Origin of the sequence: Natrarchaeobius oligotrophus (genome assembly GCF_003841465.1) — an archaeon.
Classification (GTDB): Archaea; Halobacteriota; Halobacteria; order Halobacteriales; family Natrialbaceae; genus Natrarchaeobius; species Natrarchaeobius oligotrophus.
Genome location: NZ_REFZ01000005.1, coordinates 211,901 through 237,333 on the forward strand (window position 1 = coordinate 211,901; position 25,433 = coordinate 237,333).

A 25,433-nucleotide genomic window follows, 5' to 3' on the forward strand; every position below is an offset into this window, starting at 1 on the left:
GGTTCGGACGCGTTCAGTTGCTCGAACGCCGTTTATTCGAATCGTTCGCCGGCTGGAATCGCGGCCTCGAGCCAGTTCTCTTCGGGCGGGAGCGGACAGTCGAACGTCTCGCTGTAGGCGCAAAACGGCGTGTACGCGAGGTTGAAATCGACGACGATCTCGTCGCCGTCCTCGAGGTCCCGATCCGGAGACAGCTCCATGTACCGTCCGCCCCGGTAGCTCTGTTGACCGGTCGTCTTGTCGCGAAACGGGACGAACAGCGACTGCTCGTTCGGGCTCTCGAGGCGGTAGGCCGCGAGTTCGAACGGGCCGTCCGCGAGGTCTGCGTCCGGACGCTCGAGGTCGAACGCGAGCGTCGCGACGCGGAGGTAGCGCATCTCGCCGCCCGCGGTCGTCTCCATTCTGACGACCTCCGGATCGTCGGGGACGTCGACGGTCGCGCGGACTCGGTACGTCGGATCGGGGTCGAAGTACGACAGTCCGTCGAACTCGTCGCGCTCGTCGGGCGGGATCGGCGACTGCGGGTGGGTCGCGAAAAAGTCGTCTTTCTCCGCTCGTTTTTCCTCGAGTTCGGTCCGCCACCGGTCGACGTCGACGCCCTCGGACGAATCGCTCATACCGGTCCTACCGGTCGCGAACGGGAATCGGTTGTGCTTCGGATGCGCTGGAACGAAGCCTCCGGCGCGGGTACGAACGAATGTGTCGAATAACCGGTAGGAGGGGGTCGGGGCGGGTCACTCGGAGACCGTCAACACGCCGTTTCGGGCCGAGACGGCGGTCGCGCCCGCCGGTAGTTCGAACTCGAACTGCCGATCGTCGGCGACGACGATCACCGTCGAGCCGACGACGTCGCTCGAGACCGCGGCGTCGGGCCCGAAGTCGACGACGATGGCGCTCTCGCCGCCGTGGTCGAGGGTTCGGACGACCGCGCCGTGGCGGTCGGCGTTTCGGAGTGAGTCGGGGACGTTCATGCCCGAAGTACGGTCGCAACACGGTTAAGCGTCGTGCCGACGGTACACTTTTTCCGCCTCGCGAAAACCGATTCGACATGTTACAGAACGACGACGGGGCGGATCGGATCGACCGACGGCCGCTGTCGGTCTTTCTCGTGTCGTTGATCGCGCTCTCGAGCGGTTTCGTCGCCGTCTCGTGGCTGCTCGAGGTGAGCATGATCGTCCTCGCGCCGGCGTACATGTTCACGCCGTTTTTCGCCGGCGTCGTCACCTGCGTCGTCGGCCCGCCGTCGTTCGAGCGGGCCGGATTGCGCGTTCCCTGGAGCCGCCTTCGCTGGCTCGCGGTCGCCGCCGCGGCCCCGATCGTCCTGTTGCTCGCCGGCACCGCGCTCGCGCTCGCGGTCCCCGGCGTCGAGTTCGTCCCCGACGCCAATCCGCTTACCGGCGAGGGAACCGAGTTCGCACCCGCCGACGAGCCCGCGGGCCCGTCGTTACCCGACTGGCCGCTGAACCTCCTCGTCGCGATCGTCGCGGCGCTGATCTTCGGGGTCACGATCAACGCGATCTTCGCGCTCGGCGAGGAGTTCGGATGGCGGGGCGTCCTCCTGACGGAACTCGCACCGCTGGGCTTCTGGAAGGCGTCGGCGGTCATCGGCGTGCTCTGGGGCGTCTGGCACGCACCGGTCATCCTCGAGGGGTATAACTACCCGAACTATCCGATCGTCGGCGTCGCCGTCATGACCGCGGCCTGTCTGGCGATGTCGCCGGTCTACACCTACCTCACGGTGAACGCGCGATCCGTCCTCGCACCGACGCTCTTTCATGGGACGTTCAACGCCTTCGCCGCGGTCATGTTCGTTTTCGCTCAGGGCGGCTCCGAGCTCGTGGTCAACCCCGTCGGTGCGATCGGCATCGCCGTCTTCGGACTCGCGGCGGCGGCGATCGCGATCCGCGGCGCGCCGCCGCTGTCGTCCGACTGGGCGCTCGAGGACGACGACAAAGACGTCGTCGAGGACGTCGACGCCAGCGCCCTCGAGGGGTGAGACGGGCCGCTGTCGGTCAGCGCCGGCGCAACCGCAGATGCATTGCGGTTGCGGGGAAATCGGGACGGGATCCGTCCGAAAAATCGCTGCGTCGTCTCGACGCCGTTACTCCGGCTTCAGTCCGCCGTCCTGGACGCGCATGACGGCCTCGCCGTCCGCGAGGTTCGGCGCGTCGACCAACCGGACGATCCGTTTGTCACCCTTGGACTTTCGGAGGTAGATCCGGAACGTCGACTTGTGGCCCAGGATGTTGCCACCGATGGGCTGGGTCGGGTCGCCGAAGAACGAGTCGGGGTTCGAGGCGACCTGGTTCGTGACGATGACCGCCGCGTTGTAGAGGTTGCCGACCTTGTCGAGGTCGTGGAGGTGCTTGTTGAGCTTCTGCTGGCGGTTCGCGAGCTCGCCGCGGCCGACGTACTCCGCGCGGAAGTGGGCGGTCAGCGAGTCGACCGCGAGCAGACGGACGGGGTACTCGCTGTCTTCGTGCTCGCTCGCGAGTTCTTTCGCCTTCTCTGCCAGCAGCATCTGGTGGTTCGAGTTGAACGCCTTCGCGACGTGGATCTTCTCGAGGATGTCCTCGATGAGCGCGTCCATCGCGTCCTCGTCGCCGGGCGAGCCCTCGATCTCGCGGTCCTCGAGCGTCGCCGCGATAGCCTCGTCCGGGAGGCCCCGGACCATGTCGTCGATCCGCTCGGGACGGAACGTGTCCTCGCTGTCGACGAAGATGGCGCTGCCGTGAAGGCCGCCGACCTCCTTGGGAAGCTGGACGTTGACGGCCATCTGGTGCGTGACCTGGGACTTGCCGGATCCGAACTCGCCGTAGACCTCCGTGATCGACTGGGTCTCGATGCCGCCGCCCAGCAGGTCGTCGACCTCGTCGATGTGCCAGGTGAGCTTGCCGATCTCGTTTCGTCGCTCGAGTACCGTCGAACCGGTCTCGAAGCCGCCGACGTCGGCGGCGTCGCGGGCGGCGCGAACGATGTCCGCGGCGGTGGAGTCGCCGACGTCCGCCGTGTTCGACAGTTCGGCCGGCGAGGCGACCGCCAGACTCTGGAAGGAGTCGAAGCCTGCGTCCGCGAGTTTGTCAGCCGTTGCCGGTCCCACGCCGGGGAGTTCCTCGAGATCAACTTCGGGCATACTCCGTCGTTGTCCCGGCCACCCCATAAAGCCTCGTTAACAGGAGAGTGAAAGTGAAAGTGACGGGCTGCGGCGGGGTGCTCGAGATCGGAGCCGAGAGTTTAGGTACGAAGGGGAAGACGCGTGGCCGGATGGGTATCACTATCAGTGGATAGTGACACGGGCTGTACGGTGGCGCGGTTCTGTGTGTGGAATGCGCGCGGACGGCTCGAGAAACACCTGACCACTGCCGCCCATCGCCCAGCGTCCCAACAGTTAGTATCCTAACGCTTTTTACGATTGGTTTCGAACCTAATAAACGCGCACGAAAGTGCGCAGAGCCGGAGTGATCACCACCAAGCAAGCACTCCGGCTCATACACGACCCCCGCGTAGCGGGAGCAATCCACCATTGACGCCCCCGAAATAAAGACCTGCCGACGTGTCGTCGACCCAAGGCCTCCCGTCGGTTCGCCGGGTCAGCCACAGACGATACTGGCGTTTCGGGTGGGTTGTGCTCCGCTACGTCGGGTCAGACGGAGCGACACATGGTCACGAAACTCACCATCCACTGCGACTGTGGTACCGACGTCCGAACCGAGACGACCGACGGAACGATTGCCTGTCCCGACTGCGAGTCGGCGTTCGAAATGACGATCGTCGAGTTCGTTCTCGAACGCGAGAGGTCCAGCCGCCGCTCCGGCACTCGCTCCTGTCGCGGTCCGTGAGGAACGCCACGAAACGGCGCTTTCGCCGCGTCAGGGCTTCGGTTCGCCCGGCGTCCACTCGAGACAGTAGAGTCGTTCGTCGTCGCTGCCGACGAAGAGACGGTTCGTCCCCACCGCGGGCGTGCTCGCGATCGCGCCGTCGGTCGAGAAGTACCAGAGGTGATCGTACTCGTCGGCGTCGATTCCGTAGATCGAGCCCGTCGAGTCGCCGACGCAGACGACGTCGCCGACGACGACCGGACTCGAATTGATTTCGCCGTCGAGGGCGATCCCCTTCTTGGCGAACAGCCAGCCGCGAACCTTTCGGCGGCCGAACGTGGTGTCGGTGACGTGGAGGTAGCCGTCGTCCGCGCCGACGAACGTGGTGCCGTCGGGCTCGCCGTCGTGGGTCTCCTCCGTCGGGGACGCGTCGTCGGACTCGCCGGGAACCACCGTCGCGGAGGAGGTGAACGCGTCGCGGATCTCGTAGGTGAACCACGACTGGCCGGTCTCGCCGTCGAGCGCGAGCAGGGTTCCGTCGTCGTCGGCGACGTAGACGCGGCCGTCGAGACACGTCGGGCCGTCGGCGGCGACGCCGTCCGTGGGCGCGTCCCAGCACTCCTCGCCGGTTTCGCCCTCGAGCGCGCGGATCGTCTCGTCGTCCGTGCCGAGGAAGACGCGCTCGCCGCTCCACTCCCGGCGGTCGTCGACGGCCGGGGAGCCGACGGCCGCTCCGTCGGTCTCGGTCGTCCACTCGAGGTCGCCCGCCTCGATCTCGAGCGCGGAGACGCCGGCCTCGTGGCCGGCGTAGAGTCGGCCGTTCGAGTGCGAAAGCGACGTCGTGAGCGCGCCCGGCAGTTCGGTCCGCCAGCGCTCCTCGCCGGTTCCGGGATCGAGCGCGACGATCGTTCCGTCGTCGGTCCCGAGCCAGAGGTGATCGCGCGTGACGATCGGCGTCGCGTCGGTGCCGACCGTCGTCTCGAAGACCCACCGGCGTCGACCGGTCTCGCGCTCGAACGCGTACAGGTTTCCGCGGCTCGTTCCGACGTAGACGGTGTCGCGATCGAGAACCGGGGAGCCAACCGGCCCAACGAGGTCGGCCGTCCACGCCTCCCGGACGCGGTGGGGTCCCTCGAGGTCGCGTCGGACGCCGCCGTTCCGTCGGTCGCCTTTGAACTGGTTCCAGTCGGTCACTGCGTCGGTGTACCGATCGAATCGACAAAAGGATGCGACATTCGCGACGCGGTCCGCTCTCGGTTCGCGCGAGGTCGAGGCGCGATTTCGGGTGAGGAACGGGTCGGTTCGGAATCGGAGACGGCGGGTTCGGTACGGCGGATGCCTCTACAGTTTCGAGCGGAACGGAGAGGGGAAGGGGGAACGACAGGACGCTGAACGGTGGTGGCACTGGGTGGTGATGACGTCGCGTCCTGTCGTACTCCCAAATAGCGGGCGGACGGTGATACCGGTGTTCCCAACGTGGTTAGGGGCGGCCGGCATCGGCCGGCACCGCCTCATTCCCAGGGATGCGTTCCGTTCGCGCTCGGCCACAGCGGGTACCAGTACTCCTTCTCGCGCTCGATCTCGAGTTCGCCGTCGAGCGCCGCCTCGAGTTTGAACTCGACGCTCGAGTCGCGTTCGCGACCGGAGCGGGGCGCGAAGGGGTAGAACGCGCCGCGGCGAAAGGAGTAGATCCAGTACACCGGCTCTCCGCTACGGTGTTCCTCGTAGGCGAAGACGGCCGCGAGCAGTCTGGAGCCGTAGCTGTGTTCGACGAACGTGTCGGCCGCGAAGTGCATGCTCGTGATCAGGTCCTCGGGGTCGTCGTCCGAGAGAATTACCCACTGGTAGCCGTGGTCGTCCTCGGCGACGGCGAAGTCGGTTCCGGTCTCCTCGCGGCCCGCCTCGAGGATGGCCTCGACCTCGTCGACGGCCTCGCGAAAGCTGCTCGAGTCGACGCCGGAGAAACACAGCGCGCCAACGTCGAGCGACTCGTAGCCCAGTTCGGCCTCCATCGTGAGGTAGGCGGTGCTCATCCCGAAGAGGTCGTCGGGGTCGGCGTCGCGTCCGGCGTCGACTTCCGCGCGCAGTCCGAGGGCGGCCCGGAGTCCGTCCAGCAGTCCCATGGTGGTGATATCGAGCGCGGACGTTTAGAAGGCACCTGTTGACCGACGGCTCGAGAACGATCGGAAGCCCGGGAACGAGTTCCGGAACGAACTCGAGGAACTGAACTCGCGCGATTCGACCCCTCGAGGGACGAGCGTCGGGCTCGATCGACCCCTTCGATCCGTATCAGGTAACCTGACACTCGTCGAGAGCGTCGAGAGCGGCGGTGGCGTTATACGACTCGAGACCCTACAATACTCGAATAGCCAGCCGACCAAATACGTATCCACTATCCGACGCATCCATGAAAACACTCGCGTCACCGAAAGCCCCGCTTTCCGTACCGAAACCCGACCACCTCGCCGAGCGGTCGCGCCGCGCGCGCGCCGAGGCGATGTCCGTCCTCCCGCTGGGAGACGGCCTCTACGAGGTCGAATCGGCCAGCGGCCACACCTACCTCGTCGACCTCGAGGCGGGTCGGTGCACCTGTCCGGATCACGTCTTTCGCGACGTTCGGTGCAAGCACGTCCGCCGGGTCGCGATCGAGATCACCGAAGGACGGACGCCCCCGCCGGGCGAACTCGCCGTCGAGTGTCGCGACTGCGGCGGGACGACGTTCGTCGACGAGGACGCCGTCGAACCGTTCTACTGCGACGACCACGCGATCGAGCCGGGCGACACCGTCGTCGACCGCGAAACCGGAAGCCGCCTCACCGTCGTCGACGTCTCGGATCTCCGGGCCGACGCCGTTCGGATCCGGGAAGCCGACTGCACCGTCGCGGAGTACGGCACGAACGACGAGTACGGTCCCGACGTTCCCGTCGTCGGGGCGATCTACCACCACGCGACCGTGAAGCGAAACGGCGTCGTCCCCTCGACGCTGAAGGTCTACACGTTCCCCCGCACCAGACTCGAGGGCGGGGCTCCCGGCGCGGAGTAAGGCGAATGCAGTGGCGATTTTCCGAAACAACCGCAGCCCGTTCGCGGACGCGGCCGGGAACTCGCGACGGGTTGTCCCGAAACGGAGAACAGAAGCCGGACGACCGAACGGAACGAAACGAGCGATCGAAACCACGTCGGATATCGAGTCACGCGAGCGAGCGTCGCGAGCGCGACGGTGGGTGCGTGAGACGAAACGCGTTCACTCGAGGATCTCGGCCGCCTCCTCGACGTCCATCACGCCCTGTTCGACGGCGTTCAGGACGCGGAGGATCTCCTCGTCCGGGCCGTCGTCGCCACCGTCGGCGACCTCCTCGAGGGTCACTTTCTCGGAGCGGCCGACGAACTCCGGGAAGTCGGTTCCCTCCGCGATCGCGGTCTCCTTTTTCACCCGGTAGTTGCCGCCGTCCGTGACGTGCAAGTCCCCGGGGTGAAAGAAGTACCACTCCTCGCGGTCGAATCGGACGCCGATTCTGGGTTTGGCCCCGAAGTTTTGCGCGAAGTAGATGAGCGCCTCGACCTCCTCGCCGGTGAGATAGATCGGATCGCCCGCGCTCGATTTCGCTTCGATCGCGTAGAAGACCTTGCCGTCGCCGGCCAGCACGTCGGGAAGTTCGCGGTCGGTCGCGGCCCCGCTCGCGGGCGCTCGCATCACCGCGAAGCCGGCCTCGTCGAGCGCGTTGACGAGTTCGCGTTCGCGGCGGTCGCCCTTCGCCTGAGACATACCCGTTCCTCGCAGGCGGGCGCTAATAAAGGAACGGACCCGGTTCGGTCGGCGAGAACGCCGACAAACGGCGCGAGAACGGATCGATCAACAGAGCGCAAGGACGACGTCGATCGCGTGCGACGGCGCGGGCTGGGCCTCCTCGATGTCGTACTCCAGAGCGACGTAGAGCAGTCCGAACTGGAAGGCGTTGAACGCCGCGTGGGCGACCGTCGGAACCACGAGGTTGTCCGTCTTCGCATAGAGGTAGCCGAAGATGATCGAGCCGCCGAAGACGACCGACAGCGAGATCGCGGTCGCGCCGAGCGAGTCGGCGTAGGCGGTGTAGACGGGAAAGTGAACGAGCGCGAAGACGGCGCTCGCGGCGACGACGGCCTGCATTCGGGAGAACGCCGAATAGAGGCGCTTTTGGATCACGTTCCGAAAGAGGAACTCCTCGGCCGGCGCGTTGAAAAAGAAGACGATGAGAATCATCACCAGCACCATCGTCTGGTCGTCGCCGACGAAGTCCATGACCTGACTCTCGGCGGTGGGAAGCGACAGGAGCTGGACGAGCGCGCTGACGGCGACGAAAAACACGACGCTTCCGACGACGCCGGCGGCGACGTAGAGCCACCCCCGCCTCGTCGGCATCCGGAGGTCGACGTACGACCAGCCGCGATCGGTCGCGGAGAGGTAGATCCCTCCCGCGAGCACGAATCCGAGGAAATTCAGAATCAACAGCATCGTCCGCGCTTCGATCGAGGCGTCGGTCGGCGTTCCCTGCAACGCCGGCTCGAGCAAGAACGCGGGAAGGGTGGTGAACTGGGTCGCGGCGATTCCGAAGACGGCGAGGCCGATCGCGACGAGGGTCGCTCGGAGCGGGCCGTCCTCTCGGAGCCGTGCTGGCGCTCTCATGGACCGACGTACGATCAGGCCGCCCTTGTGCGTAACGAGATGCGTCGGGAACGGAGAGTCACGAGCCGTCGGCGTCCCAGCGACCGAAGACGACTACCGATCCTCCACTGAGGACGAGAGACGACGGACGTCGGTTCACCGATCGCAGCTGAACGACGCGTCGCTCGAGTGGCCGCGTTCGTTCCGGCGTCAGTACGGGTCCTCGAACGGAATGCCGGCGTCGGCGAGCGCCGAGACAGCGGACCCGACGTCCGTACCGAGAACGTGCGGGACGATCAGCACGACCAGCACCGCGGCGACGACGGCGACCGTCCCGAACGGCTCGAGCGCGGAGTCGATCGCGACGGCCACGGAGGGTCCGAGAGCGACGGCGACGGCCACGGAGGGTCTGAGAGTAACAGAGACGACCGCGGTCGTGATCGAGATCTTCCGTCGACCGGAGCCGAAATAGGGAGTCGTATCGCTCACAGCACCGCGTGAAAATACGTCGTTTTCGACGGTCGTATCCGATTCTCGCGAACTCACTCGAGGCGGATCGTCGTCGAATCGCTCGGCCGGTACCGGCGTTCGTGGGTGGCGACGAACGCTCGGATCTCGTACTCGCCGGGAACGGGGACGACCGACTCGCGTCGATCGCGGGTGCGCTCGAACCGGCCGGACCAGGTGAACCGGACCCGTTTTCGCTCCCCCTGGCGGAACGTAAACGACGACGGCCGGTCCCTGACGTACAGTCGTTCGTCGCTGGCCTCGAGGTCGCCGTCGACGCTCCACCCCCAGCGGCGCTGTCGGGGCGTCGGCACCTCGACGGGCACCGGGAGCCGGTTTTTGAAGTCGACGGTGATCTCGACCGGTTCGTCGAGCGCGTAGACGTCGCGGTCGGTCTCGACGGAGACGGCGATCGCCCGGCGCGCGAGCGGGACCGGCACGAGCGCGGAGAGGAATCTGGCGATCGCCGATCGCGACTCGTCGTCCTCGATCCGACTCGCATCGGATCTGCGCGGGCGTGGACCGACCATGGCCGAAAAACGGGAGTCGTCGGTACTAAACGTGTGGTTCGGTCGACGACGGTTCGGTTCGACCGTCGTCGAAACCGCGAAGATCCCCAATCACCCCCGGTTCAATCGTCGGTTATCGCCATGCCGTAAGCGTCGGCGCGGCTTCGGCCTGCATCGAGAGCCACGCGCCGTCCGCCGAGATGTCCGCGATGACGTACTCGTCGCTGTTGCTCGAATCGCTCGAATCGATCGAGCCGACGATCGTGTCGTTCTCCGTCATGGCGTGGGGGTTCGTCGCCATGTATGTGAGTGACAACCACTCGCATATAAACTCGTCGAATCTGACTGTCCGGCCAACGAACCGGTCACGGCGACGACCGATCGCGGGCGCACGAAACACTGGGTTTATACACATTTTCGCCGTACCGAGTGGACATGAACGTAGCCGACGCGATGACGCCCCGGGACGACGTGGTGACCGCCGAACTACCGGGCACTCGCGCCGACGTCCTCGAGTACCTGCAAGAGCGGTCGTTCTCGTCCGTTCCGGTCGTCAACCCGACGGACGACGGTCCGGAGTACCGCGGTCTGATCTCCCGGGACGTCCTGATCGAACAGCCGGACGAAGACCAGCTCGTCATGCTGATGGACGAGGTGCCGACGACCACGAGCGAAACTTCGCTCGAAGCGGCCGCGCGGACGATGGTCGAGGAGAACGCGCGTCGACTTCCGGTCGTCGACGGGGAGTTCGAGGGAATCGTCACCGTCACCGACGTCGTCCACGCGATCGCGACGGGCGACCAGGAGACCGACGACGCGGTCGAATCCTACGCGAGCGCCGACGTGAACACTACCTACGAGGAGACGCCGCTGACGGTCGCCGAGCGCGAACTCTACTACGCGAACGTGCCGTACACCGTCGCGCTGGACGACGAGGGCCGGATGAGTGGCGTCCTGACGGAGGTCGACATCATCGACGTCGCCCGGATCGTCGAGGGCGAAGAGGAGACGGGGAACAACTTTCCGGACCAGGACTCCCAGTGGTCCTGGGAGGGAATCAAGGGCGTCGGGAGTCGCTACCTCCCGACGCGGGACATCGAGATTCCGAACGGGCCGGTCAGCGAGTTCATGTCCGACGAGGTGGTGACCGCCTCCGTCGAGACCACGCTGCAGGAGGCGGCCCAGCGGATGATCAGCAACGACATCGAACAGCTCCCGATGGTGACGGGCGAACAGCTCGTCGGCATCGTCTGCGACGTCGACCTGCTCGAGGCACTGTATGAGTGAGACAGCGAACGCGACCGAGACGGAGGGCGAGCCCACGAGCGAGAAGCTCGTCGAACTGGCCAAACGTCGGGGCTACTTCTTTCAGTCCTCCGGCTCGTACGGCGGGGTCGGGGGCTTCTACACCTTCGGTCCGCAGGGCGCGGCGCTGAAGGGGAACGTCGAGGACGCCTGGCGCGACCGGTTCGCCGTCGCGGAGGGGAACATGGAGATCGACGCGCCGACGATCATGCCCGAACCCGTCTTCGAGGCGTCGGGCCACCTCGAGGGGTTCGACGACATGCTCGTCGAGTGTCCAGACTGTGGCGAGAGCCACCGCGCGGATCACGTCGTCGAGGACGACACCGAGTACGAGGACGCGGAAAGCCTCCCGATCCCCGAAGTCGAGGAGGTCATCGCCGAGTACGAACTCGTCTGTCCCTCCTGTGGCGCCGGCCTCGCCGGCCAGGCCGTCGAGGCGTTCAACCTCATGTTCGCGACGAACATCGGCCCCGGCGACTCCCAGCCGGGCTACCTGCGTCCGGAGACGGCACAGGGTATCTTCGTCGAGTTCCCCCGCCTGAAAGAGTACGCCCGCAACCAGCTTCCGTTCGGCGTCACCCAGATCGGCCGCGCCTACCGCAACGAGATCAGCCCGCGCCGATCCATTATTCGGACTCGCGAGTTCACCCAGGCCGAACTCGAGTACTTCGTCGACCCCGAAACGGACGAACCGGACCTCGAGCGCGTCGAAAACGTCGAGGTGGCGCTCTATCCGGCCAGCGAACAGCAGACAGACGACGGCGAGGTGATCGAGACGACCGTCGGCGCGGCCGTCGAGGAAGGCGTCATCGGCGATCCGTGGGTCGCGTACTTCCTCGGCGTCGCCAAACCGTGGTACGAGTCGGTCGGCGTCGACATGGATCGGTTCCGGTTTCGCCAGCACCTCTCAGGCGAGCGTGCCCACTACGCGGCCGACTGCTGGGACGCCGAAAGCGAAATAGACGGGAACTGGATCGAACTGGCCGGCTTCGCCTACCGGAGCGACTACGACCTCTCGAAACACGCCGAGCACTCCGGCGACCGCTTTACCGTCTTCAGACAGTACGACGAGCCCAAAACCGTCGAGCGAGCGACCGTCGATCCCGACATGAGCTACCTCGGACCCGAGTTCGGCGGCGACGCACAGACCGTCGTCTCCGAGCTCGAGGCGCTCGCCGGACGGGACCGCGCCGCGTTCGAGGGAGACGCCGTCGAGATCGACCTCGAGGGCGAAACGCGCGAAATCCCGGTCGAGAAGACCGGCTTCGCGGTCGAAGAGGAGACGATCGCCGGCGAACACGTCACGCCCCACGTCGTCGAACCCTCCTTCGGCGTCGACCGGCTCGTCTACACCGTGCTCCACCACGCCTACCGCGAGGACGAGGTCGACGGCGAGGAGCGAACGTACCTCGAGCTCCCGCCCGAGGTCGCACCGACCTTCGTCGGCGTCTTCCCACTGCAAAACGACGCCGACCTCGAGGCACAGGCCGACGAGATCGTCGACGATCTTCGAGAAGCGGGACTCTCCGTGAGCTACGACGACTCGGGCAACATCGGCCGACGATACCGCCGTCAGGACGAGGTCGGCACGCCGTTTTGCGTGACCGTAGACTACGAGACGATCGAAGAAGACCAGACGACCGTCACAGTCCGTGAACGCGATACCACCGCCCAGAAGCGCCTGTCCGTCGACGAACTCGCGGAGACGCTCACGGCGATTCGGGAAGGCGATCTCGCGTTCGACGAGCTGTAATCGCGGTCGAAAGGGACACGTTCCCCAGACGTGTGGGTAACTGAGGGAGCCGGTTCGGAACGTACTGTCGGCTCGGGAGCGAAAATCGACCCGAGCACGGCGACGTACCCCGCGGAGTGACGGAACCGACGGACTGAAGGTCCCCTCATCCGAGGCTTGTGGTGATGGCCGACGAACTCAAGCGGCGACTCGTCCACGCGAGCGGCTCCGGACTCGTCGCGCTCTATCTTCTGGCTGACTATCTCGCGATCGGTCTCACCTGGCAGTACTTTCGGTACCTGATGATCGTCCTCTCGGTCGGCGTGATCGTCCTCGAGATCCTGCGATTGCGCGTCGGCCTCGAGTGGTGGCTCTACGAGAAGCTGACGCGGGAGTACGAGCAGGATCAGTTCGCCGGCTACGGCTACTACATGCTGAGCATGACGGCGGTGGTGCTCGTCTTCCGGCCCGAGATCGCCCTGCCGGCGATGTTGATGCTCGCACTCGGCGATCCGATCAGCGGCGCCGTCTCGGACGACTCACTGAAACGGGTCAAGGGACCGAAAGTGCTCGTCACGATGTTCGTCGTCTCCGCGGCGCTCGCGGCCCCGTTTCTGTCGCACGCGCCGCTTGCGATCCTCGCCGCGGCGCTCGGCGCGACGGTCGCCGACGGCGTGACGATCCGGATTCGGGAGTTCGTCGTCGACGACAACCTGACGATCCCCATCTACGCGGCCGTCCTGGCCTGGCTCGTTCTCGAGTTCGTGCCGATCTGATGCGAGTTGGGTTCGCGCCGATCAGAGTGGACCCCGGAAGGAGCATCGTTCACAGACGGGCTGTCGTCCGTCGGCTCCGGTGGGATCGCCGGACGGTCGCGGTCCACCGGTACGTCGATACGTCAGACCGTCTCACGCGTTGAGCCGCCAGAGTTCGGCGTTGAGCACCGCGGCGAACGTCACCCACGCGAGGTAGGGGACGAGCAATCCGGCGGCCCGACGGTCGACCCGGTCGAACGCCGCAATCGTCGCGACGACGAGCACCCAGAGGACGAGGATGACGCCCAGCGCGACCAGCGGTGCCTCGAGCGAGAAGAACGCGGGCGTCCAGGCGACGTTAAACGCCATCTGGACGGCGAACAGCCCGATCGCCAGCCGGCGACCGTCCGCGTCGGCGCGCCAGATCAGCCAGAGGGCGATTCCTAACAGCGTGAACAGCGCGGTCCAGACGACCGGAAACGCGATCTCCGGTGGATAAAACCACGGCTTCTCGAGGGCGCGAAACCACGGCGTGTCGGGACTCGAGAGGACGCCGGGGACGCTGCCGACGACGTTGACCAGAACGACGAATCCGGCCGCTCGAAGGATCGATCCGCGGTCGGGAACTCGCGACGCGTTCGCTCGAGTCGCCATACCGTCCGGACGACGTGAGGGGACTTGGAGTTGTTCCCGTCGGCGATTCGGCGTGACCTCGACGCGATCACGGGGTTCGCTCGAGTCGCGGTGTTTCGATCGGAATCACGGACGGCTGGCTGCCTGCTCCGTCAGTCGGGCAACCACTCCGTCGGTAGCGACGCCTGCGCGATCAGCGGCGTCGAAGACCGCCCCGCCAGCGGGAAGCATCGCCGGCGACGGTCCGGACGATCGGTTTTTCGTCGCCGTTCCGGACGTCGTCCGGAAGTCGTCTCGCACTACCGTGGCGTACTCGCGAGCTAGACGGCTACCCGACGGGTCGAGTGAGCTATACAGCTACCCGACGGATCGAGCGAGAAGACGTTGCTTTCTTCGGACTGTGCGAACTGCTGTGAGTCAGTTCGTGCGAACGCATACCGGTCGCGGTTTCGCCGGAAAACGGGGACGGCAGTCCGTCCGAACGCCGACCGACTCGAGCTACCGCTCGTCGCCGAGGGGTGGATGCGGGACGTCGTTCGCCCTCGTGAGCGTCTTCGGTCCCCAGATCACGACGAGGAGAGTCGCCAGTAGAATCCACGATCCGTAGTAAAAGACGTCCGCAACCTCGATCGTTTCGGCGGTGAAATTAATCCAGCCGTGTAACAGGATGACGACGAGGATGCTGCGCGCCGTGTGATTGTAGACCCACGTAAACACCGGAGAGAGTGCGACGATTCCGACCGTGAACAGCCAGAATCCTGCCGTCCCGAATCCGATCGAATCGTGCTGAAACGATCCCTCGATGAAAAACAGTGGAAGGTGCCAGACCGACCAGACTACCCCCAGTATCAGGCTGGCGGTCAACGCGGACCAGTTCAGCTGTAGCCGATCAAGCGCGTACCCTCGCCATCCCAGCTCCTCGAGGAGGGGCGGAAGCGTCGCGAAGAAGACGGCAGGGAGGATCGCAAGCGGAGTGGTGGCGAATTCCTGCACGCTGGTGCCCCACGTCATTCCCGACCTCCCGAACAGCAGACCGGCGACACCGGCCGCGATGGTTACCGTTACCGGGAGCGCAAAAATAACGAGCACCCATCGCAGACCGATTCGACGGAATCCCGTGACTCGCGCCCAGAAATCCGCTCTTCCGCGTTCGTCGTAGACGAGGTAGACGAATCCGATGCCAGCAATTCCGGGCCCGGCAAGACCGGCCAGTAGCAACCCGAGCCCGGCAGCGCTAGTAAACGGAACGTCGAGAACGACGACCGATAGCCAGCACGACCACGTTATTCCGAACGTAACGGCGAAGAACAGCCACGGATTTCCCGTGAAAAGAGCGGATTCACCGTTGGACGTCGTCCGACCTATTTTCGCGCTCACACGTTTCACGATACGGTACCGTTGCTCGGCGCCGTATTAAGAACGTCGAGGGTTTGAAATGTGTGTGAACGGCGTTCTCCGATCCTCGGTTGACGGGAGTGAGCCGCTCGACGTCGGAGAATCGACGGTTCTCGACGGGAATCCGCGACGAGACGCTATCTCCCTCCCCGGCCGAACGCGCTCGCAGTGGGCAGCGACGGACATGTACAACGTTTTTGTCGCCGCCGCCCGCGCGTGCAACCATGAAGACGGAGGGCGGCTCCGAGGAGGCGAAGCGTCGGGCCGGCGAGCGCGCGGCTCGAGCGGTCGAGGACGGGACCGTCGTCGGCCTCGGGACCGGGTCGACGACCGCCTACGCGATTCGAGCGATCGGGCGGGCCGTCGACGAGGGTCTCGAGGTGCGGGGAGTTCCGACCTCGTTTCAGTCGCGGCAGTTGGCCCTCGAGGTCGGGATTCCGGTGACGGAACTCGACGCGGTCGAGGGGATCGACCTCGCGATCGACGGCGCAGACCAGATCGCAAACGGCGACGGAGCCGGCCGGGGAACACTGGTCAAAGGCGGCGGCGGGGCACACGCGCGCGAGAAGCTAGTTGGCGCGACCGCCGACCGGTTCGTCGTCGTCGCTGACCCCTCCAAGTTCGCGGATCAGCTCGAGCATCCGGTTCCGCTCGAGGTCCTCCCGGACGCACACACCGTCGTCGCAGACGACGTCCGGGAGCTATCGGGGGAGCCGACGCTCCGAGACGCCGCCGCGAAGGACGGCCCCGTCGTCACCGACAACGGAAATCTGGTGCTCGACTGTGACTTCGGCCCGATATCGGATCCCGAGGAGCTCGCCGCGGATCTCGCGCTGATTCCCGGCGTCGTCGAGCACGGACTGTTCGTCGGACTGGTCGATGCGGTCTACGTCGGAACGGACGACGACGTCGAGGTTCGCGAGTACTGATACGGATTGCTGTGACGATTTACCGGCGCAACCGCCGCACGGATCGCGGTTGCGCCGGAAATGACTTACAGTAAACCGTATGAAACGGTCCGGTGTGCGTCAGTACCGGTTGGACCGCGACCCGTCTGCGGTCCCCCGGGAAACTGCGACAACAATCCGTCCGGGACGCCGATCAGATCGGCTCGTCCGCCGGCGCGTCCGCTCGCCCCGCGAGGAGCGCGACGGTCACGTACAGCGCGCCCAGCAGGCTCGTGGCCGGCACGACCCAGGATCGAAGTTCGAGGTCGTCGGCGTTCTCGTAGGCAGCCTCGAGCGCGGTAGCCACGGTCCGCTGCGGTGCTAGCGCCATGACGAGTCCGACGCCTGCGAGCGGTATCCGGAGCCCCCTCGGGTTCGTTCCGCGGACGAGAACGAGGGTGAACGCGATTCCTTCGAGTCGGGCGATGGGAATCGTCCACGGCCGGAGTCGCCCGTCCGCCGGGTTCGCGAACGCGAGCGGCTCACAGGCCTCGACGATCCGACGAGGGGCGACCGTCTCGAGGACGCAGAATCCGATCAACAGTGTGCGCAGCATGTCGTTTCGTCTTCGATAGCTGACGAGAAAAGCGTTCGAGTCGAGACGCGCTCGAGGGCACGATCGGTCCGAACGCGGCGAAGCGGAACGGACCGCTTTTGACTCCCCTCGCGAGAGTGTCAGTAGAGACGATCCGATGCCCGAAACATCCGACAGGAAAGACGATCACATTCGAATCATCGAAGAGGAGGACGTCGAAACGGGAGGAACCGGATTCGGCGACGTCGAACTCGTCCACGAAGCGCTACCCGAGATCCACCGCGACGAAATCGATACGTCGACGAGCCTGATGGGCCACGAGCTTGCTCTTCCGATCGTCATCGAGAGCATGACCGGCGGCCACCCGAACACGACGAAGATCAACCGTGCACTCGCCGAGGCCGCCCAGCGGACGAACGTCGCGATGGGCGTCGGGAGCCAGCGCGCCGGTCTCGAGATCGACGATCCGGCGCTGCTCGAGTCGTACACAGTCGTTCGCGACGTCGCCCCGGACGCGTTCCTGTACGGAAACGTCGGCGCAGCCCAGCTACTCGAGTACGACGTCGCAGACGTCGAACAGGCCGTCGAGATGATCGACGCGGACGCGATGGCGATCCACCTCAACTTCCTGCAGGAGGCGGTTCAGCCCGAAGGCGACGTCGACGCCCGGGGTTGTCTCGCGGAGATCGAACGCGTCGCGAGCGAACTGTCGGTTCCGGTAGTCGTCAAAGAGACCGGAAACGGAATCTCGCGTGAGACCGCGGTCCGACTGCGCGACGCCGGCGTCGATGCGATCGACGTGGCCGGAAAGGGCGGTACGACGTGGTCGGGGATCGAATCCTACCGGGCAGCCGCAGTAGGCGCGACGCGTCAGGAAGGGGTCGGCCGGCTGTACCGGGCCTGGGGCGTTCCGACGGCAGTGAGCACGCTCGAGGCGACCGACGTTCACGACTGCGTCGTCGCCAGCGGTGGCGTCCGATCCGGACTCGACGTGGCGAAGGCGGTCGCCCTCGGTGCGCAGGCCGGCGGCCTCGCGAAGCCGTTTCTCGGGCCCGCCGGCCAGGGAACCGACGCGGTCGTGGATCTGATCGAGACGCTCGCACTCGAGTTGCGGACCGCGATGTTCGTCACCGGATCGGCGTCGGTCGACGAACTTCGATCGACGGAGTACGTGGTGCTCGGGAGGACGAAGGAATATCTGAACCAGCGAACGCGCTGACCGCTTTCGGGCGTCTTGCCGGTGGTTCTACGCGCCCGACCGCACGCTGGAGCCGTCCAACCGCTGTTTCGTAGTTGTTCGGCGTGGTTCGTCGCAGTCTAACCGCTGTTTCGTAGCTGCCTGGCTCTGATAACGCGATCTACGACCGCTGGAACGAGTCCGAGCCGAACGCGTCGCTAGCCGAGGACGTCACCGATCGATCGGAACGGACCCGCGGCTAGTCGGTACAGCGTCGATAAAATGTGTTCGAGTGGCGTCCCTTACAGGTCGCGCGGCTGGACCGTCTTCCGGTCGTTCGCCTCTGCACGGCGGGCAGCGTCTGCGAGCAGCTCGTCGACTTCCTCGTCGAGTGCATCGTAGAAGTCCGAGGCGACGTTCTTGTCATCGAGCGCTTCTTTCACGGCGGCTTTGACGATAAGGTCTGCCATACGATGTATCGATTTCCCCTTCCGTAGTATAAACGTTTTGGTTGTTAGTGGAAATACACTGCTTGCAGCGGTTGATTCGCCCGTTTGGATAGGGGCCACCACCGGAAAGTATATGTCTGATGAATCTCTGACGGGACGTTCCGCCCTTCGAGCCGAGGGAAACGACCTCGCGCGCGGCGTCACGACCGCTCGCGCGCGATCCGAGATCCAGCGGTCGACGCACAGCTCGTGGACGGAACGATCCCTGGTTCGACGGCGGCGACGTGCGAGTAGGTCCCGTCTACCCGAACCCCTGACTCACTCGAGTTCCGCGTCGACGGCGGCCCTATTCCACATGCCCGCGCGTTCTCCCCGAACACCGACGAGGAAGAGACGATATCTGTTTTCCGATATCAAAAACAAACCTTGCTGATCCCCACTATTAGACAGTGTTTGGCAAAGGATTTTTAAATGGTTAGCCGCTATCTTCGAGCACCGGCCCCGGCCGGTGTAACCAATGCCCACGTGTAACCACTGTGACGCGCACGTCTCCGAGCGCTTCGCGCGGGTTTTCGCCGACGAGAACGGCGAAATTCGCGCTTGCATCAGCTGCTCGGCTAACGCGGGTATCGCGGAAGTCGCGAAAGAGCGCGCTCGCGGTACCTGAACCCGCCCGAGATCCGAACGCGATCGTCGCCTCCCCGCGAACGGGACGTTTTTCGACCACGGCTACCTACCGGTCTTCGATGGCCGACGGATCGCACGTCGTCTACGTACTCGAGTGTGCCGACGGCAGCCTCTACACTGGCTACACGACCGACCTCGAGCGGCGAGTCGCCGAACACGACGCCGGAGACGGCGCGAAGTACACGCGCGGACGGACGCCCGTCGAACTCCGCTACCACGAGCGATACGAGTCTCGATCGGCGGCTATGTCTCGCGAGTACGAGATCAAACAGTTCAGCCGAACCGAAAAGGAGCGACTGATCGGACTCGAGTAACGGCTCGAGCCGCGGACGTTCACGTTCCCGTCGATCTGATCGTGGATAGACTGCTCGAGGGGACGTCGATCCGGGGACCAGTTTCGACCGCGATCCTCGCAGGTCGAGCGATGGCGTCGCTTTTTTCGCACCGGGCGACGAGAAACGAGTATGGAAGCTATCACGTTCGGCACCGACGGCTGGCGGGCGACGCTCGAGGAGTTTACGACACCGCGAGTCCGGATGGTCGGCCAGGCGGTCGCCTCGTATCTCGCAGACGAAGGACGCGAGGGACCGGTCGTCGTCGGGTACGACGCTCGAGAGACCTCCCGCGGGTTCGCGGAGGAACTCGCGCGGGTGCTGTGTGCGAACGGGTTCGACGTGTTGCTCCCCGAGCGTGATCGGCCGACGCCGCTGATCGCCTCCGCCATCGTCGATCGCGACCTCGCCGGTGGGCTCGTCGTCACCGCCTCGCACAATCCGCCGGAGTACAACGGCGTGAAGTACATCCCCGACGACGGCGCGCCCGCGCTCCCCGAGGTGACCGACGCGATCGCGGATCGACTCGCCGAGCCCGATCCGCTCCCCGAGGACGAACACGGCGTCGTCCGGGACGTCGACCTCGTTGCCCCTCACGCGGACGCCGCCGTCGCCCTCGTCGAGTCGATCACCGGCGACGTCGACCTCGGCGGTCTCGCCGTGGCGTACGACGCGATGCACGGCAGCGGTCGCGACACCACCGACGCACTGCTCGAGCGCGCCGGCGCGTCGGTCGAGTGCCTGCGCTGTGAGCGTGACTCCGAGTTCGGCGGCAGCGCACCCGAGCCGGCCGCCGATCACCTCGAGGAGCTGATCAAACTCGTCACGGACGAGGGGAGCGATCCGGAGCTCGGAATCGCCAACGACGGCGACGCCGATCGAATCGCGGTCGTCACCCCCGAACGCGGCTTTCTCGACGAGAACCTGCTGTTCGCCGCGCTGTACGAGTACCTCCTCGAGGACGATACCGGGTCGGCGGTTCGCTCGGTGTCGACGACGTTCCTCGTCGATCGGATCGCGGCGGCCCACGGCGAGACGGTCGAGGAGGTGCCGGTCGGCTTCAAGTGGGTGGCCGACGCGATGGCCGACGGCGACGCCCTGATCGGCGGCGAGGAGTCCGGCGGTTTCACGGTTCGCGGCCACGTCCGCGAGAAAGACGGCGTCCTCGTGGCGCTCCTCGTCGCAGCGATGCACGCCGACGAGCCCATCGACGAGCGCATCGACAGGCTGCTTGCAGAACACGGAACCGTGGTCCAGGACAAGCGAAGCGTCGCCTGTCCGGATCACGAGAAGGCGCGCGTGCTCGCCGACCTCGAGGAAGAGATTCCCGATTCGGTCGCCGGAACGCCCGTCGAAGGCGTGAACACGGCCGACGGATTCAAGCTACAGCTAGGGGACGGTTCGTGGCTACTGATCCGTCCCAGCGGCACCGAACCCGTCATTCGAATCTACGCCGAGGCGAGCGACGACGAACGCATTGCGGAGTTGCTCGAGGCCGGGACGGAGCTGGTCGAACCGCTCGTCTAACGGCTTCGTCACACAGTCCGTCGTACTGGGACCGATCCCCGAGGAAGTCGGATCGGGTCGGGTCGGATCACGTCGACCGGCGCGGCGGCCGGATCGACTCTCGGCTTCGACGTGTACTCGAACCGACCGGGAGCGTCGACGATCGAATCCGGAGAGGTCCGCTACAGTCGAAAGGAACGTCCGGCGTGCGGACGAACTGTCCGTATGCTCGCGATCTTCTCCGATACGCACAGCACCGGGGGCCACCAACTCGAGGACGACGCGCTCGCGGCGGCCCGCGAGGCCGACGTCGTGATCCACGCCGGGGATTTCACCAGCGCGTCGGCGCTCGAGGCGTTCCAGTCGGAGTGTGATCGACTGTTCGCGGTTTGCGGGAACGCTGACAGCGCGGCCGTCCGGGATCGACTGCCGAGCGCTCGCGTAGTCGAGACGGTCTGTTGTCACGATCTACCGGCGCAACCGCAGGACGATCGCGGATTCACCGCCACTGACGGACAGCAAACCGGAGAGTCCGAGCGCGCTCGCATCGCGGTGACTCACCGACGCGATGGCGGACAGACCGGACTCTCGCTGTTCGGCCGCTCGCGGGACGCGGACGTCGTCGTCTCGGGACACACCCATCGGCCGACCGTGGTCGACACCGATGACTGTCTCCTCCTGAACCCGGGGAGCCACGCGCAGCCGCGGGGAAATCGACCGGGATTCGCCGTGCTCGAGGCGACCGACGGCGCGCTCGCGGGCGAGGTGCTCGAGCCGGACGGGACGCGAATCGAGACGTTCGAGGTCGAACTCGGATGAGCGGGGGACGAACGGTGGTGAAGTGAAGGTACCCGGACGGAGAGAAACGGCGCGGCTGCTCGCGGAACGAGTGAGTCGGCTGTAAAGCGCCAGCGGGGGATCGAACGGGCGGAATCGGGCGGTCGGACCGGTGGAGGGCGGTCGGACCGATGGAGGACGGTCGAGCCGCCGGACCGGTGGAGGGCGGTCGAACGAGCGGATGGATGATCCAGCGGGGTCAGGACGGTTCCAGCGTCCGGATGGAGGGGGACGACGTCCGCGTCGCCTGGCACCCGACGGCGTGGGTCGTTCGTCGGGACCCACTCTCGAGTAGGAGGGGATCGTCAATATAAGCGCGGTAAGCTGAAAAAGCGGTTTTACCTATGGAGCGGGCGTCGTTCGACGCGCGCTGGGAGCTTCGATTCCGGTTGAAACGACGACGGGTGAGACGTCGACCGACCGACGAACGCTACTCCGCGAGCGCGTCGAACGTCTTTCGCGCCCACGTGATCGCGTACTCCGGGCCGTGGTCCCGGTAAGCGTCAGTCGCGAGGGCGTCGAACGGAGCCGGTAGCTCGAGATCGTGTTTGATCGCCGCACACGCGAGTTCGGCCGCGTCCGCGAAGTCCGTCTCGCCGCGGGCGACGGCACGCGGGAGCCCGGAGACGCGTTCCTCGAGCCGCGTGCCGGCGTCAGCCCACGCGTCGGCGAGGTCCGGATTGGTCTCGGTCCACGACGCGAACACCTCGCGGGTCTGGAGACCGAGCCAGCCGTCGAAAAGCGCCGCGGCCACCTGGTAGGTTCCGCCCGGGTCGAGGTCGACCGCTCGATCCAGGTCGGGGTAGTCGTCCTCGAAAAAGCCGAGGAAGTGTTCGGGAACGTCGAGGCCCAGTTCGACGAACGCCTCGGTGAGTAAAAAATCGACGAACGACTCGGGCGATCCCTCGACGCGTGCTTTGACCAGAACGATCGGCGGATCGGTCTGGCGGGTCCAGACGATGCTGCCGTCGCCCGGCATGCCGATCGTGAGGTCCGATCCCGCGTATTTCGAGAGTAACGCGGGAGCGTCCGCCGGAAGCCACTCCGCGGGATAGCTCGCCGGCTCGAGGGAGTCGACGACGAGACCGAGATCCGACGCGACCGATGGCGAAAGCGTCTCGAAGTCGCGCTCGCAGTCGAAGACCAGGGCGGTCGGCGCGTGCTCGTCACGAACTCGCTCGACCGGACTCGAGAGGTCGCGGGAGTCGAACATCAGACGAAGACGGTCTGGAAGACGAGCAGAACCGACAGCACCGCCGATGCGACGACCGTACCGAGAACGATCTTGGTTGCAGTACTCATACTCGAGAGCTATCACCCGCCTCGCTTAAATCCATCCTTCTCCCGTCGACGAATCGCCGTTCGACGGCGGAATTAGCGTCGCACGTCGCCTGCTGCGGTGGTGGATGTGATCCGTCGCGGTGAAGGGTGTGATCCGTCGCGGTGGTAACCGGGTGGTCTTTCGCCTCGCTACCGCTGTAACCGTCGAATATCGACCGCGAGAACCCCTTGGTTTCCGGTGGAAACGAACCGACTCGATCGGAAGAAGTGCCGGCGAATTACCCGTCGCCGTCGCGCCAGGAGTCCGGCACGTCGATGACGTAGCGTCCGTCCTCTTGCAGTGAGATGATGTACTCCTCGCGGTTGTACAGCTCCATCAGGTTGAGTTCGTACTGACCGGGGCTGACGATCTTGATGCTCTCGAACTGCTCGTTCAGCTCCTCGCGAAGTTCGTCGATCGATGGCTTTTCTCCGGACGGCTCGCTGACGACGCGACCGTGTTCCGGATCGTGGTCGTCGCGTTCGGGGGCTGGATCGGTCCCGGTGTCGACGGTTGGTTCGGACTCTCCGCCGGAACTCGTATCGGTACTCGAGTCGGTATCGAACTCGGACTCCGCGTCGGAACGAGCGTGAGGGGTGTCGTCGACCTTCGAACTCGACCCGGATACCGGCGGGAGCTCGTCGTTCGAGATCATCTCGCTTCTGGCGTCGGCCTGTGCGGATTCTTCGGTCTCGGCGAGCGTCGACCGATCGACGGAGTCGTCGTCCGAACTCGAGTTCCCCGTCCCCGAAATCCAGGACGAGTCCGACGCGGGCGGACGTGATCCCGACGAAGTCGACGTCGGAGCGTTCCGTGAAGACGACGGTGATCCGGACTCCGCGTCGTCGGTCGCGGACGACCGATCCTCGGGTCGGCGCGCCGTCTCGGGCCACTCTCGAGTCGAAACGTCGGACTTCTCGAGGCGGTTGGCGGCGTCAGATCGGCCTCGGGGCGAGCCGGATCGGGAGGCGCGGTCGGACGCGGCGGTGTCGTCGGTGGCGAACGACGGATCGGTCGACGTCGCGTCGTCGCCGGCGGTCGGTCGGTCCGGCGAGGGAGATTCGCTGCCGACGCCCGACGACGGCGAAGCCGGCGTGAACTGGAACTTGTTTCCGCCACAGTCCGGACAACCAGACAGCATCTCCTTGGAGCCGTCCGGAAACGTCCGACCGCAGTTCGTACATTCGTGTGGCATTAGTCTCGGGACACGAGCGCGCTGATGAGCGTTTCGTCCTTGTGGAGCGTCTCGATCTGGTTGGCCGGACCGATCACCGTCAGTTTCGCTTCCGACTCGTCTGCCCCCATGATGCGACCGAGTAACGACGAATCGCGAGTTTCGGATTTGGGATAGGTCTCGATCTCGATGCCGTTGAACTCGTCCGGGTTAATCTCGGCCATCGTCGTCTCGATGAGTCGACTCTCTTCGTCCGGCGTGAGTCCTTCCTCGAGGATCACGATGTTGCCGTCGTGGACGCCGTCCAGGATCATCCTGATCTTCTCCATGGTCGCCATACTGTCCATCCGCTCGCCGCTGATCAGGTCGATCTGAACGCCGTCCGAGTCGTCCGCGTTAGTTGCCTTCGGCATGGAAACTCACCCGAAGTACTCCGCGATGTTTTCGTAAACCTCGTCCATATTTTCGCCTTCTTTCGCCGAGAGCGGGACGGTCTTGTGCTGTGGGAAGGCGTCCTCGATCCGTTTGACGCTCGAGTCGTCCAGGTCGATCTTGTTCGCGAAGATGAGTACGGGGAGATCTCGAGATTCGATGATGCCGATCAGCATCGTATTGACCTGCGTGATCGGATCCTCTGCGCTGTCGAGGACGTAGATGACGCCGTCGACGTCTTCGCGAAGCCAGTGCATCGCTTCCGCGACGCCTTCGGTCGCCTCTCGAGAGCGGCGAATGGCGTCGTCTTCGTCCATCTCGTCGGTGAACTCCTCGTAATCGACTTTCGTCGTCACGCCCGGCGTGTCGACGATGTCGATCGTCACCGTCTTTCCGTTTCGCTCGATCTCGACGTTTTCTTTCCTGCGCGCGCGTCGCGTTTCGTGTGGAATGTGACTTTCCGTCCCGATCGCGTCGCCCGTCCAGTCCCGAGCGATTCGGTTCGCGAGCGTCGTCTTTCCGGCGTTCGGTGGACCATAGATACCGATTCGTTTGGGTTCCTGTTCGGAGAACAGGCGGTCCGTAACCCGAGAGATACTATCTTTGAGTTCTGTGAACAGTCCCATCTATAGGGCCTCCAGCACACGGGGTGTGTCTGCGCGTACTACTGAACCGAACTCACTTAAGCCTACGTCAAACGAGTTGAGTGTCAAACAGGTTTGAGAGTCGTGCGAATATGT

The 25,433-nt window shown here is 65.3% G+C and carries 31 protein-coding genes; 12 read left to right on the forward strand and 19 right to left on the reverse strand.

Annotated features, from left to right (window positions below; translation table 11 throughout):
* Positions 1 to 32 precede the first annotated feature (32 nt).
* Both EA472_RS09395 and EA472_RS09400 read right to left on the reverse strand, forming a co-directional pair.
* Positions 33 to 617 carry a DUF1684 domain-containing protein gene (locus EA472_RS09395; protein ID WP_124191246.1) on the reverse strand — a complete coding sequence of 195 codons (585 nt, stop codon included), beginning with the start codon at positions 615 to 617 and terminating at the stop codon, positions 33 to 35.
* 117 nt (positions 618 to 734) lie between these two features.
* Positions 735 to 971, reverse strand: a complete 237-nt coding sequence (locus tag EA472_RS09400) for a DUF7127 family protein (protein ID WP_124191247.1) — start codon at positions 969 to 971, stop codon at positions 735 to 737.
* Positions 972 to 1,048: 77 nt separating this feature from the next.
* On the opposite strand from EA472_RS09400, the gene EA472_RS09405 reads away from it, so the two are divergent.
* The gene (locus tag EA472_RS09405) at positions 1,049 to 1,996 is read left to right on the forward strand and encodes a CPBP family intramembrane glutamic endopeptidase (RefSeq protein ID WP_124191248.1); all 948 of its coding nucleotides are present in this window, start codon (positions 1,049 to 1,051) and stop codon (positions 1,994 to 1,996) included.
* 105 nt (positions 1,997 to 2,101) lie between these two features.
* On the opposite strand, the gene radA is transcribed toward EA472_RS09405, so the two are convergent.
* Complete coding sequence (gene radA / locus EA472_RS09410; RefSeq protein ID WP_124191249.1) at positions 2,102 to 3,133, reverse strand: DNA repair and recombination protein RadA; 1,032 nt, start codon at positions 3,131 to 3,133, stop codon at positions 2,102 to 2,104.
* Positions 3,134 to 3,659: 526 nt separating this feature from the next.
* Between radA and EA472_RS09415 the strand changes: the two genes are divergently transcribed.
* Complete coding sequence (locus tag EA472_RS09415) at positions 3,660 to 3,839, forward strand: hypothetical protein (protein ID WP_124191250.1); 180 nt, start codon at positions 3,660 to 3,662, stop codon at positions 3,837 to 3,839.
* A gap of 30 nt (positions 3,840 to 3,869) precedes the next feature.
* Here EA472_RS09415 and EA472_RS09420 read toward each other — a convergent pair whose 3' ends face one another.
* Together EA472_RS09420 and pspAB are read right to left on the reverse strand one after the other, a co-directional pair.
* Positions 3,870 to 5,012, reverse strand: a complete 1,143-nt coding sequence (locus EA472_RS09420) for an outer membrane protein assembly factor BamB family protein (protein ID WP_124191251.1) — start codon at positions 5,010 to 5,012, stop codon at positions 3,870 to 3,872.
* A 317-nt stretch (positions 5,013 to 5,329) separates the two neighbouring features.
* The gene (gene pspAB, locus EA472_RS09425; protein ID WP_124191252.1) at positions 5,330 to 5,941 is read right to left on the reverse strand and encodes a PspA-associated protein PspAB; all 612 of its coding nucleotides are present in this window, start codon (positions 5,939 to 5,941) and stop codon (positions 5,330 to 5,332) included.
* A gap of 284 nt (positions 5,942 to 6,225) precedes the next feature.
* On the opposite strand from pspAB, the gene EA472_RS09430 reads away from it, so the two are divergent.
* On the forward strand, positions 6,226 to 6,861 hold the full coding sequence (locus tag EA472_RS09430) for an SWIM zinc finger family protein (protein ID WP_124191253.1): 636 nt from the start codon (positions 6,226 to 6,228) through the stop codon (positions 6,859 to 6,861).
* Between the two features lie 201 nt (positions 6,862 to 7,062).
* Here EA472_RS09430 and hjc read toward each other — a convergent pair whose 3' ends face one another.
* From hjc to EA472_RS22480, 5 genes are all read right to left on the reverse strand, one after another.
* Entirely contained in the window at positions 7,063 to 7,584 is a 522-nt protein-coding gene (gene hjc, locus EA472_RS09435) for a Holliday junction resolvase Hjc (protein ID WP_124191254.1), read from the reverse strand.
* Positions 7,585 to 7,671: 87 nt separating this feature from the next.
* Positions 7,672 to 8,481, reverse strand: a complete 810-nt coding sequence (locus EA472_RS09440) for a CPBP family intramembrane glutamic endopeptidase (RefSeq protein WP_124191255.1) — start codon at positions 8,479 to 8,481, stop codon at positions 7,672 to 7,674.
* Positions 8,482 to 8,670: 189 nt separating this feature from the next.
* The gene (locus tag EA472_RS09445; protein WP_124191256.1) at positions 8,671 to 8,949 is read right to left on the reverse strand and encodes a hypothetical protein; all 279 of its coding nucleotides are present in this window, start codon (positions 8,947 to 8,949) and stop codon (positions 8,671 to 8,673) included.
* A 53-nt stretch (positions 8,950 to 9,002) separates the two neighbouring features.
* Positions 9,003 to 9,497 carry a hypothetical protein gene (locus EA472_RS09450; protein ID WP_124191257.1) on the reverse strand — a complete coding sequence of 165 codons (495 nt, stop codon included), beginning with the start codon at positions 9,495 to 9,497 and terminating at the stop codon, positions 9,003 to 9,005.
* A gap of 112 nt (positions 9,498 to 9,609) precedes the next feature.
* Complete coding sequence (locus EA472_RS22480) at positions 9,610 to 9,777, reverse strand: DUF7556 family protein (RefSeq protein WP_165874864.1); 168 nt, start codon at positions 9,775 to 9,777, stop codon at positions 9,610 to 9,612.
* A 134-nt stretch (positions 9,778 to 9,911) separates the two neighbouring features.
* Here EA472_RS22480 and EA472_RS09455 point away from each other — a divergent pair, with 134 nt between their 5' ends.
* The 3 genes from EA472_RS09455 to EA472_RS09465 all read left to right on the forward strand — a co-directional run bounded on the left by EA472_RS09455 (position 9,912) and on the right by EA472_RS09465 (position 13,289).
* Positions 9,912 to 10,763 (forward strand): CBS domain-containing protein, encoded by an 852-nt coding sequence (locus EA472_RS09455; protein ID WP_124191258.1) that lies wholly within the window; start codon positions 9,912 to 9,914, stop codon positions 10,761 to 10,763.
* Positions 10,756 to 12,534, forward strand: coding sequence for a glycine--tRNA ligase (gene glyS, locus EA472_RS09460; RefSeq protein WP_124191259.1), 1,779 nt, complete (start codon positions 10,756 to 10,758; stop codon positions 12,532 to 12,534). The genes EA472_RS09455 and glyS overlap by 8 nt, the downstream gene beginning before the upstream one ends.
* 164 nt (positions 12,535 to 12,698) lie before the next feature.
* Positions 12,699 to 13,289 carry a dolichol kinase gene (locus tag EA472_RS09465; RefSeq protein ID WP_124191260.1) on the forward strand — a complete coding sequence of 197 codons (591 nt, stop codon included), beginning with the start codon at positions 12,699 to 12,701 and terminating at the stop codon, positions 13,287 to 13,289.
* A gap of 132 nt (positions 13,290 to 13,421) precedes the next feature.
* Here EA472_RS09465 and EA472_RS09470 read toward each other — a convergent pair whose 3' ends face one another.
* Together EA472_RS09470 and EA472_RS22995 are read right to left on the reverse strand one after the other, a co-directional pair.
* Positions 13,422 to 13,922 (reverse strand): TspO/MBR family protein, encoded by a 501-nt coding sequence (locus tag EA472_RS09470; protein ID WP_124191261.1) that lies wholly within the window; start codon positions 13,920 to 13,922, stop codon positions 13,422 to 13,424.
* A gap of 477 nt (positions 13,923 to 14,399) precedes the next feature.
* Positions 14,400 to 14,912 carry a CPBP family intramembrane glutamic endopeptidase gene (locus tag EA472_RS22995; protein ID WP_243637817.1) on the reverse strand — a complete coding sequence of 171 codons (513 nt, stop codon included), beginning with the start codon at positions 14,910 to 14,912 and terminating at the stop codon, positions 14,400 to 14,402.
* A 608-nt stretch (positions 14,913 to 15,520) separates the two neighbouring features.
* Here EA472_RS22995 and rpiA point away from each other — a divergent pair.
* Positions 15,521 to 16,225, forward strand: coding sequence for a ribose-5-phosphate isomerase RpiA (gene rpiA, locus EA472_RS09480; RefSeq protein ID WP_124191262.1), 705 nt, complete (start codon positions 15,521 to 15,523; stop codon positions 16,223 to 16,225).
* 172 nt (positions 16,226 to 16,397) lie between these two features.
* Here rpiA and EA472_RS09485 read toward each other — a convergent pair whose 3' ends face one another.
* Positions 16,398 to 16,799 (reverse strand): hypothetical protein, encoded by a 402-nt coding sequence (locus tag EA472_RS09485; RefSeq protein ID WP_124191263.1) that lies wholly within the window; start codon positions 16,797 to 16,799, stop codon positions 16,398 to 16,400.
* Between the two features lie 136 nt (positions 16,800 to 16,935).
* Between EA472_RS09485 and fni the strand changes: the two genes are divergently transcribed.
* Positions 16,936 to 17,997 (forward strand): type 2 isopentenyl-diphosphate Delta-isomerase, encoded by a 1,062-nt coding sequence (gene fni, locus EA472_RS09490; RefSeq protein ID WP_124191264.1) that lies wholly within the window; start codon positions 16,936 to 16,938, stop codon positions 17,995 to 17,997.
* Between the two features lie 260 nt (positions 17,998 to 18,257).
* Here fni and EA472_RS09495 read toward each other — a convergent pair whose 3' ends face one another.
* A complete protein-coding gene (locus EA472_RS09495; protein WP_006665251.1) occupies positions 18,258 to 18,425 on the reverse strand; it encodes a DUF1931 family protein in 168 nt (55 codons plus the stop codon).
* Between the two features lie 496 nt (positions 18,426 to 18,921).
* Here EA472_RS09495 and EA472_RS23530 point away from each other — a divergent pair, with 496 nt between their 5' ends.
* From EA472_RS23530 to EA472_RS09510, 4 genes are all read left to right on the forward strand, one after another.
* A complete protein-coding gene (locus tag EA472_RS23530; protein WP_449289231.1) occupies positions 18,922 to 19,071 on the forward strand; it encodes a DUF7563 family protein in 150 nt (49 codons plus the stop codon).
* Between the two features lie 79 nt (positions 19,072 to 19,150).
* The gene (locus tag EA472_RS09500; RefSeq protein WP_124191265.1) at positions 19,151 to 19,405 is read left to right on the forward strand and encodes a GIY-YIG nuclease family protein; all 255 of its coding nucleotides are present in this window, start codon (positions 19,151 to 19,153) and stop codon (positions 19,403 to 19,405) included.
* 150 nt (positions 19,406 to 19,555) lie between these two features.
* The gene (locus tag EA472_RS09505) at positions 19,556 to 20,950 is read left to right on the forward strand and encodes a phosphoglucomutase/phosphomannomutase family protein (RefSeq protein WP_124191266.1); all 1,395 of its coding nucleotides are present in this window, start codon (positions 19,556 to 19,558) and stop codon (positions 20,948 to 20,950) included.
* A gap of 204 nt (positions 20,951 to 21,154) precedes the next feature.
* Positions 21,155 to 21,748 carry a metallophosphoesterase gene (locus EA472_RS09510; RefSeq protein ID WP_124191267.1) on the forward strand — a complete coding sequence of 198 codons (594 nt, stop codon included), beginning with the start codon at positions 21,155 to 21,157 and terminating at the stop codon, positions 21,746 to 21,748.
* Positions 21,749 to 22,196: 448 nt separating this feature from the next.
* On the opposite strand, the gene EA472_RS09515 is transcribed toward EA472_RS09510, so the two are convergent.
* The 5 genes from EA472_RS09515 to EA472_RS09530 form a co-directional block, all read right to left on the reverse strand.
* Positions 22,197 to 22,979 carry a DUF7089 family protein gene (locus EA472_RS09515; protein WP_124191268.1) on the reverse strand — a complete coding sequence of 261 codons (783 nt, stop codon included), beginning with the start codon at positions 22,977 to 22,979 and terminating at the stop codon, positions 22,197 to 22,199.
* The gene (locus EA472_RS23535) at positions 22,979 to 23,068 is read right to left on the reverse strand and encodes a hypothetical protein (RefSeq protein ID WP_449289232.1); all 90 of its coding nucleotides are present in this window, start codon (positions 23,066 to 23,068) and stop codon (positions 22,979 to 22,981) included. Before EA472_RS23535 ends, EA472_RS09515 begins: the two co-directional genes overlap by 1 nt.
* Before the next feature lie 257 nt (positions 23,069 to 23,325).
* The gene (locus EA472_RS09520; RefSeq protein ID WP_124191269.1) at positions 23,326 to 24,282 is read right to left on the reverse strand and encodes an OapC/ArvC family zinc-ribbon domain-containing protein; all 957 of its coding nucleotides are present in this window, start codon (positions 24,280 to 24,282) and stop codon (positions 23,326 to 23,328) included.
* Positions 24,282 to 24,674 carry a DUF2073 domain-containing protein gene (locus EA472_RS09525; protein ID WP_124191270.1) on the reverse strand — a complete coding sequence of 131 codons (393 nt, stop codon included), beginning with the start codon at positions 24,672 to 24,674 and terminating at the stop codon, positions 24,282 to 24,284. The genes EA472_RS09520 and EA472_RS09525 overlap by 1 nt, the downstream gene beginning before the upstream one ends.
* A 6-nt stretch (positions 24,675 to 24,680) precedes the next feature.
* Positions 24,681 to 25,319 (reverse strand): Era-like GTP-binding protein, encoded by a 639-nt coding sequence (locus EA472_RS09530; protein ID WP_124191271.1) that lies wholly within the window; start codon positions 25,317 to 25,319, stop codon positions 24,681 to 24,683.
* Between the last annotated feature and the right edge of the window lie 114 nt (positions 25,320 to 25,433).